The following is a 6,000-nucleotide window of genomic DNA, read 5'->3' on the forward strand; positions in this document are numbered from 1 at the left end:
TATCTTATTTCTCCGCTTTTTGTGAAGCGGCTTTTGTTGTTGCGCTAGTTGCGCCTGCAGCATTCTCAGAAGCAAACTCAGCGTTGTACTTCGTTTGAGCAGCTTTCATTTTGTTGTTTTTATTTTTAGCCATTTTTCGCTCACCTCCCCATCCATCACTTATTATGGCAATCAAGGGAAGCGTTTATGCTTGGCGTTTTACTAATATTGTTACGATTCAAGCAGCTCTCTCGGGATCGTTTTATCGACGGTTACCGCTTGATTCAGGGCGTTCAGCCGCGCTGTGGTCAGCTTGCCATTGCCCCGCTTCAGAATGCGTACCGTCACCTTTCTTTTGCCCCATTGCTTGAACACTTGCTTCCTTGTTTCGAAGTATAAATCGATCTTCTTGCCTTTAATGGCAGACCCGGTATCGGCTACAACGCCGTATCCGTAACCCGGTATATAAAGTACGGTCCCAATCGGAAACACCTTAGGATCTGCTGCTATTGTGGAGACAAAAGCCCGCCGTACCCGCACGCCTGAATACGTAATGCCGTATTGCGGATGTCCCGGTTTCTTGCCTGTAGATTCCACACCTGCTGTGTAGCCTGTAGCTACGACTTGAACGGATACTTCTTTCGCTTGATTGCTGTGTTTGTGCTTATGCCGGGGAACTTCTCCGCGGCTGCCTGCTGCAGTGCATTCTGCAATTAGCAGCGTCATGATTAGAATCATCGCTGTCACTGCTGTAAAGATGCGCTGAAACGACAAAAAGCTTGTCATCATCTGGGTTGTTATCCTCCTTATTCACGAAGGATGCCCAGACGAGACAAGCTTTATGCGCGGCAGCAGCTTAATCCACTGCCGTCAGAACAGCTATATTAGATTGTTTTATTGGCAATCTCGGCTTGCAGCATAGCAATCAGCTCAGCAACCGGCTTCGAGCCAAGGTCGCCCTCGCCGCGCTTACGGATCGATACGGACTCGGACTGCGCTTCGTTCTCGCCGACAACAAGCATGTAAGGCGCCTTCTCGAGCTGCGCTTCGCGGATCTTGTAGCCGAGCTTCTCGTTGCGAAGATCTGTCTCCACGCGAATGCCCGCAAGCTGCAGCTTCTCTTCCAGCTGACGCGCATACGCTTCGTACGCTGTCGATACTGGAATGATTTTCGCTTGAACCGGCGACAGCCAGAGCGGGAATGCCCCAGCGAAGTTCTCCAGCAAGAACGCTGTCATGCGCTCCATTGTAGAGATGATGCCGCGGTGAATAACGACTGGACGGTGCTTCTTGCCGTCGTCGCCGATGTATTCAAGCTCGAAGCGCTCTGGGAGCAGGAAGTCGAGCTGTGCAGTCGAGAGCGTCTCTTCTTTGCCAAGCGCTGTCTTGATCTGCACGTCAAGCTTCGGACCGTAGAACGCAGCTTCGCCTTCCGCTTCGAAGAACGGCAAGCCGAGCTCTTCCACAACTTCACGCAGCATGCGCTGGGACATTTCCCACATCTCGTCGTTCTGGAAGTACTTCTCTGTATCTTGCGGATCGCGGTACGACAGGCGGAAACGGTATTCCTTGATACCGAAATCCTCGTACACTTGACGGATCAAGTTAACGACGCGCGAGAACTCTTCCTTGATTTGATCCGGACGGCAGAAAATATGCGCATCGTTCAGTGTCATCGCACGAACGCGGTGCAAGCCAGTAAGCGCGCCGGACATTTCATAACGGTGCATCGTGCCAAGCTCCGCCACGCGCACAGGCAGGTCGCGGTACGAGCGCATTTCGCTCTTGAACACCATCATATGGTGCGGGCAGTTCATCGGACGAAGAACAAGCTCCTCGTTGTCGAGCGCCATCTTAGGGAACATGTCCTCGCTATAGTGCTCCCAGTGACCGCTTGTCTTATAAAGCTCAACGTTCGCCAGAACCGGCGTGTATACGTGCTGGTAGCCCAGACGCTCCTCGAGATCCACGATATAGCGCTCCATGGTTCTGCGCAGACGAGCGCCGTTCGGCAGCCAGAGCGGCAAGCCTTGGCCGACTTCGCGGGAGAATGTGAACATCTTCAGCTCGCGGCCGAGTTTCCGGTGATCGCGCTTCTTCGCTTCTTCGAGGAAGTGCAGATGCTCGTCAAGCTGCGCTTTCTTAGGGAACGCCGTTCCGTAAATACGCTGCAGCATTTTGTTCTTGGAATCGCCTCTCCAGTACGCGCCAGCTACGCTGAGCAGCTTGAACGCCTTGATGCGGCCAGTCGACGGCAAGTGCGGTCCGCGGCAAAGGTCGAAGAATTCGCCTTGGTCGTAAATTGTAATTTGCGAATCCGCTGGCAGATCGCGAATCAGCTCCAGCTTGAGCGGATCATTGATTTCCGTGAAAGTCGCGATTGCTTCGTCGCGGCTAACAACACGGCGGCGAATCGGCAAATCTTCTTGCACGATGCGCTCCATTTCCTTCTCGATCTTCACGAGATCTTCCGGCGTAATGGATTGCTCCATGTCGATATCGTAGTAGAAGCCGTCTTCGATAACCGGACCGATACCAAGCTTCACATCATGTCCTTTGAACACGCGCTTGATCGCTTGCGCCATCAAGTGAGCTGTACTGTGACGGTACACTTCGAGGCCGTCAGCGGAATCGAGTGTTACGATCTCAAGCGCAGCGTCGTTTTCGAGCGGCGAATAGATGTCTACAACCTTGCCGTCCACTTTACCGGCTACTGCGTTTTTGCGAAGTCCAGTGCTGATCGAACCCGCTACATCTTCAATTGTTGTGCCCTGCTCGTACTCGCGAATTGCGCCGTCCGGCAGTTTGACTTGAATTGCCATCTCTCTCATGTCCTCCTCGTTTGTGCGCGGCATGCCTAATAACCGCATCTTCATCATTGGAATTTCGCCGATCTATGCGGTTGCAGCCAATAAAAAAAGCACGCATCCCGCGAAGGGACGAGTGCTTGTTATAGACCCGTGGTTCCACCCTAGTTCAATCAGCGCCAGCTTATGGCCGCTCGCCAATCCTTGTAGACGTTCTGTAACGGGAACGGCCCGGTGCGGCTTACTACCGATACGATCGTGATCGTAATCGGGTTCAACGGCACAGCTACAAAGGGGTATATCGCTACTGCATCATAAGGAAATTTCAGCCAATGTTTCCTCTCTCTGGGACGTGCGGCGCTAGCGATACATGTCTTTGTCAATGCTTTTACATGTCAATTATTATAATGCGCCTCTTCAGCCCTAGTCAAGCCCTGTCACATCACGGAATTACATTGCGAACACGCTTCTCCTTCGCATTCTCGGACTTATTCGCAATCGGCTGGCCTTGCTCATCGAAGTAGTGGTTGCAATGCCCGCAAGTGCAGCACAATCTGACACGATGTTCGAAGATCGTCTCGAGCGTCCGCATCACCGGCAGCTCCGGCTGGCGCGTATGGATCACAATCTGCTGCGGCGACACGGTAATCAGCGTGCTCACGATCATATCTTCCATGTTCATCTCGGACTCGAGCATTTCCGCCACGATCCGGTCAGCGGGAACGGTATCGAGAATTTGGAACTCATGATCATAGAGGACAAAATCACTGCCGCCCTTGTGCAGCACATGGACGATCGGCAGCTTCACTTCCTGCATCCGCACAAAATATTTCAGCAGCGAAATAAACTCCTGATACTGTTTATCCATCACGTATTCATCGACGGCGTAGGCGACGACTTCCTTCAGCTCCTGCCAATACGGCGCGAGACGGAATGTAACGAAGCCGTCGAGGTGAATGCGCGTATTGCTGGAGAGGAACTGCTCCACCTCTTCAGAAACTTTATTCTGGCGGCGCTCCCGATCAGTCCGCAGCATCGCCGTATCGGTCTCATCCGCTTGAACGGCAGGCACCTGCGCGCCGTACAAAATATTTTGACAGTACCGCTCGAGCACTTCGATCTCTTTGCTCTCCTCGTAATGGAACTGCTTGCGAATAATCGCTTTCAACAGCATCGGCTCAAGCTCCTGCATAATGAACTGCGCAATCGCAACGGATGCGGTGTGATACACGACTGGACCGTCTTCAGTCAAATTGAATACGGGCAGCTGAGCTAGGCATTGGATCTCCATCGTATCGTAGTCAGGCTCGGTAAGGTGAATGGCGGCAGCATTCTGCCTATTGCTATGTAAATCGACGAACTGTTCGGTCAAACAATGATGCAAACGATCGATCGCTTCTTGTGAAGCGGACAGCAAAGAAACAGTAAAGAGTTCCATAGGCTCACTCCTAACTTTTTTAGCGGTTGAACATCAAAGCAGGCATTTAGGCGCTCATTAGGCACTGGTCTAGGGATGGAGAGCATCTATTGATGCCGCACATTCTGGCGGCAATATTGGAGCTTGAAGGGCATCGAGTAAGCTTTTGCGAGCTTCCTTAACAGTATATGGCTCATCAAAACCATATATACGATGTAGGCTCTGCCTGCGTTGTATGGGGATTGGAATGAAAGGGGAATCGTGGTATATTTAGTTCCATACGAAGCTGTGTACTCGGAGTGAGAACTATGGATTACGAGTCAATTAATTACAACAGATACCGTTGGAATCGCATGCTCCTAACTGGCTTCTGGTCCATCCTCGTCATTACAATTATTCTTGAATGTCTATACTCCACCGTTACGGATTTACCTCTAACGCAATTTTTCATCGAATATATGGTCAGACCGTCCGCGCTGCTGCTTGGGCTGCTGCTCCTTGCCGAGCTCGGCCTTCGTCTCTATAACGGACGATATCAGGATTATATCGTCATCCTGACTTCAACGCTGATCGCCTTCACGATTGTCTACATACACGACTCCATTAATTACTTGATACTGGCATTATTCCTGCCCATCATGGTATCGATCTTCTATTTCCAGACCAAGAAATTGCTCTTTGCACTTGGCAATACACTCGCTTCTCTGTACATCATGTACGGCACGAATTACTTCTTAAACAATGACATCTCGATCGTCGGTCTCATTACGATTTCGATCATGTTCTGCCTCTTCACACTCATCGCATGGGGCATTCTCAGAAGGGGCATGGAGCTTCTGAGCCATCTGAAATCGAACTTCGAACGGAATCAAGAGCTGCTCGTCAAGACCATCTGGATGGACAAGCTGGCCAAGACCGACGCATTAACCGGGCTGTACAACCATATTACCTTCCATGAATATTTCGAAAAGCTGATCGATCAGCATGAGCGGTACGGCCTCGCGCTGCAGCTGGCCATTATCGATATCGATAACTTCAAGCATGTGAATGACACCTACGGCCATCGCGCCGGCGACGCGGTTCTCATGTCTGTGTCCGAGATGCTGCGAAGCAAAGCGCGAGTGAACGACTTCATCGCACGCTACGGCGGCGAGGAGTTCGCTATCCTGTTCACGGATCAATCGAGAGTGGAATCGTTAACTGCCGTAGAGCTGATCCGCGATGCCATCTCAAGGCTGTCGCAGCAATCGCTGGACGGCAAATCGGTTACAGTAAGCATCGGGTTCGCGGAGTATACGAGCGAAGAAGGCAAAGAACACTTCTTCAACCGCGTCGACATGGCGCTCTACAAAGCGAAGAACAGCGGCAAGAACCGTACGGTTGTTTCAACGGATCTCCGTCAAACGGATGAAAGTCAGCTCGCTTAAGCAGCATAAAGGCAGCATAACGCAAAGAAAAAAGCTTCCTCATTGGGGCAATGTCATTAAGTTAACTCAATGACATTGACCGAGAATAGAAATGGAATCCAAAATGGCATGAGGGAAACCCCTGTGCCGTTTGTTTTTTTGGTGCAGTCTGAAAAAAGTGTACAGCAAACAAGCGGATAGACAATCCGCTTAAAAAATGTTCATTCGAACCGATTTATGCTACTCTGTAGACGAAGCTTACAGATGATTTATAGCGTGTTTTGCGCGTATTCTGCTGCCCTGGTCGAATCGGGCGAATCGGCAAAACGTTTCTTCGAATCAGTGCTTCAACATCAGACGGGGGTTCATCGTCTCTTGAGCGCAGGAAATG

5 protein-coding genes are annotated in these 6,000 nt (G+C 51.0%); 1 reads left to right on the plus strand and 4 read right to left on the minus strand.

Going from position 1 to position 6,000, the window contains the following annotated elements:
- Positions 1 to 4 precede the first annotated feature (4 nt).
- The 4 genes from A8990_RS32545 to A8990_RS29750 all read right to left on the minus strand — a co-directional run bounded on the left by A8990_RS32545 (position 5) and on the right by A8990_RS29750 (position 4,224).
- Positions 5 to 133: a hypothetical protein gene (locus tag A8990_RS32545; RefSeq protein WP_265415902.1), complete on the minus strand. Its 129-nt coding sequence runs from the start codon at positions 131 to 133 to the stop codon at positions 5 to 7.
- A 77-nt stretch (positions 134 to 210) separates the two neighbouring features.
- On the minus strand, positions 211 to 765 hold the full coding sequence (locus A8990_RS29740; protein ID WP_425463944.1) for a 3D domain-containing protein: 555 nt from the start codon (positions 763 to 765) through the stop codon (positions 211 to 213).
- A gap of 98 nt (positions 766 to 863) precedes the next feature.
- Positions 864 to 2,801, minus strand: a complete 1,938-nt coding sequence (thrS, locus tag A8990_RS29745; RefSeq protein ID WP_116192644.1) for a threonine--tRNA ligase — start codon at positions 2,799 to 2,801, stop codon at positions 864 to 866.
- Positions 2,802 to 3,228: 427 nt separating this feature from the next.
- The gene (locus tag A8990_RS29750; RefSeq protein WP_116192645.1) at positions 3,229 to 4,224 is read right to left on the minus strand and encodes a putative sporulation protein YtxC; all 996 of its coding nucleotides are present in this window, start codon (positions 4,222 to 4,224) and stop codon (positions 3,229 to 3,231) included.
- Positions 4,225 to 4,511: 287 nt separating this feature from the next.
- On the opposite strand from A8990_RS29750, the gene A8990_RS29755 reads away from it, so the two are divergent.
- The gene (locus A8990_RS29755) at positions 4,512 to 5,630 is read left to right on the plus strand and encodes a GGDEF domain-containing protein (RefSeq protein WP_116192646.1); all 1,119 of its coding nucleotides are present in this window, start codon (positions 4,512 to 4,514) and stop codon (positions 5,628 to 5,630) included.
- Positions 5,631 to 6,000: the final 370 nt, after the last annotated feature.

This window comes from Paenibacillus taihuensis (assembly GCF_003386535.1).
GTDB lineage: Bacteria > Bacillota > Bacilli > Paenibacillales > Paenibacillaceae > Paenibacillus_Z > Paenibacillus_Z taihuensis.

Excerpts from the sequence above, each read along its gene's own strand:
- A8990_RS29740 (WP_425463944.1), bottom strand. The coding sequence starts at position 765 with ATGACAAGCTTTTTGTCGTTTCAGCGCATCTTTACAGCAGTGACAGCG.
- A8990_RS29755 (WP_116192646.1), top strand. The coding sequence starts at position 4,512 with ATGGATTACGAGTCAATTAATTACAACAGATACCGTTGGAATCGCATG.
- A8990_RS32545 (WP_265415902.1), bottom strand. The coding sequence starts at position 133 with ATGGCTAAAAATAAAAACAACAAAATGAAAGCTGCTCAAACGAAGTAC.
- thrS (WP_116192644.1), bottom strand. The coding sequence starts at position 2,801 with ATGGCAATTCAAGTCAAACTGCCGGACGGCGCAATTCGCGAGTACGAG.
- A8990_RS29750 (WP_116192645.1), bottom strand. The coding sequence starts at position 4,224 with ATGGAACTCTTTACTGTTTCTTTGCTGTCCGCTTCACAAGAAGCGATC.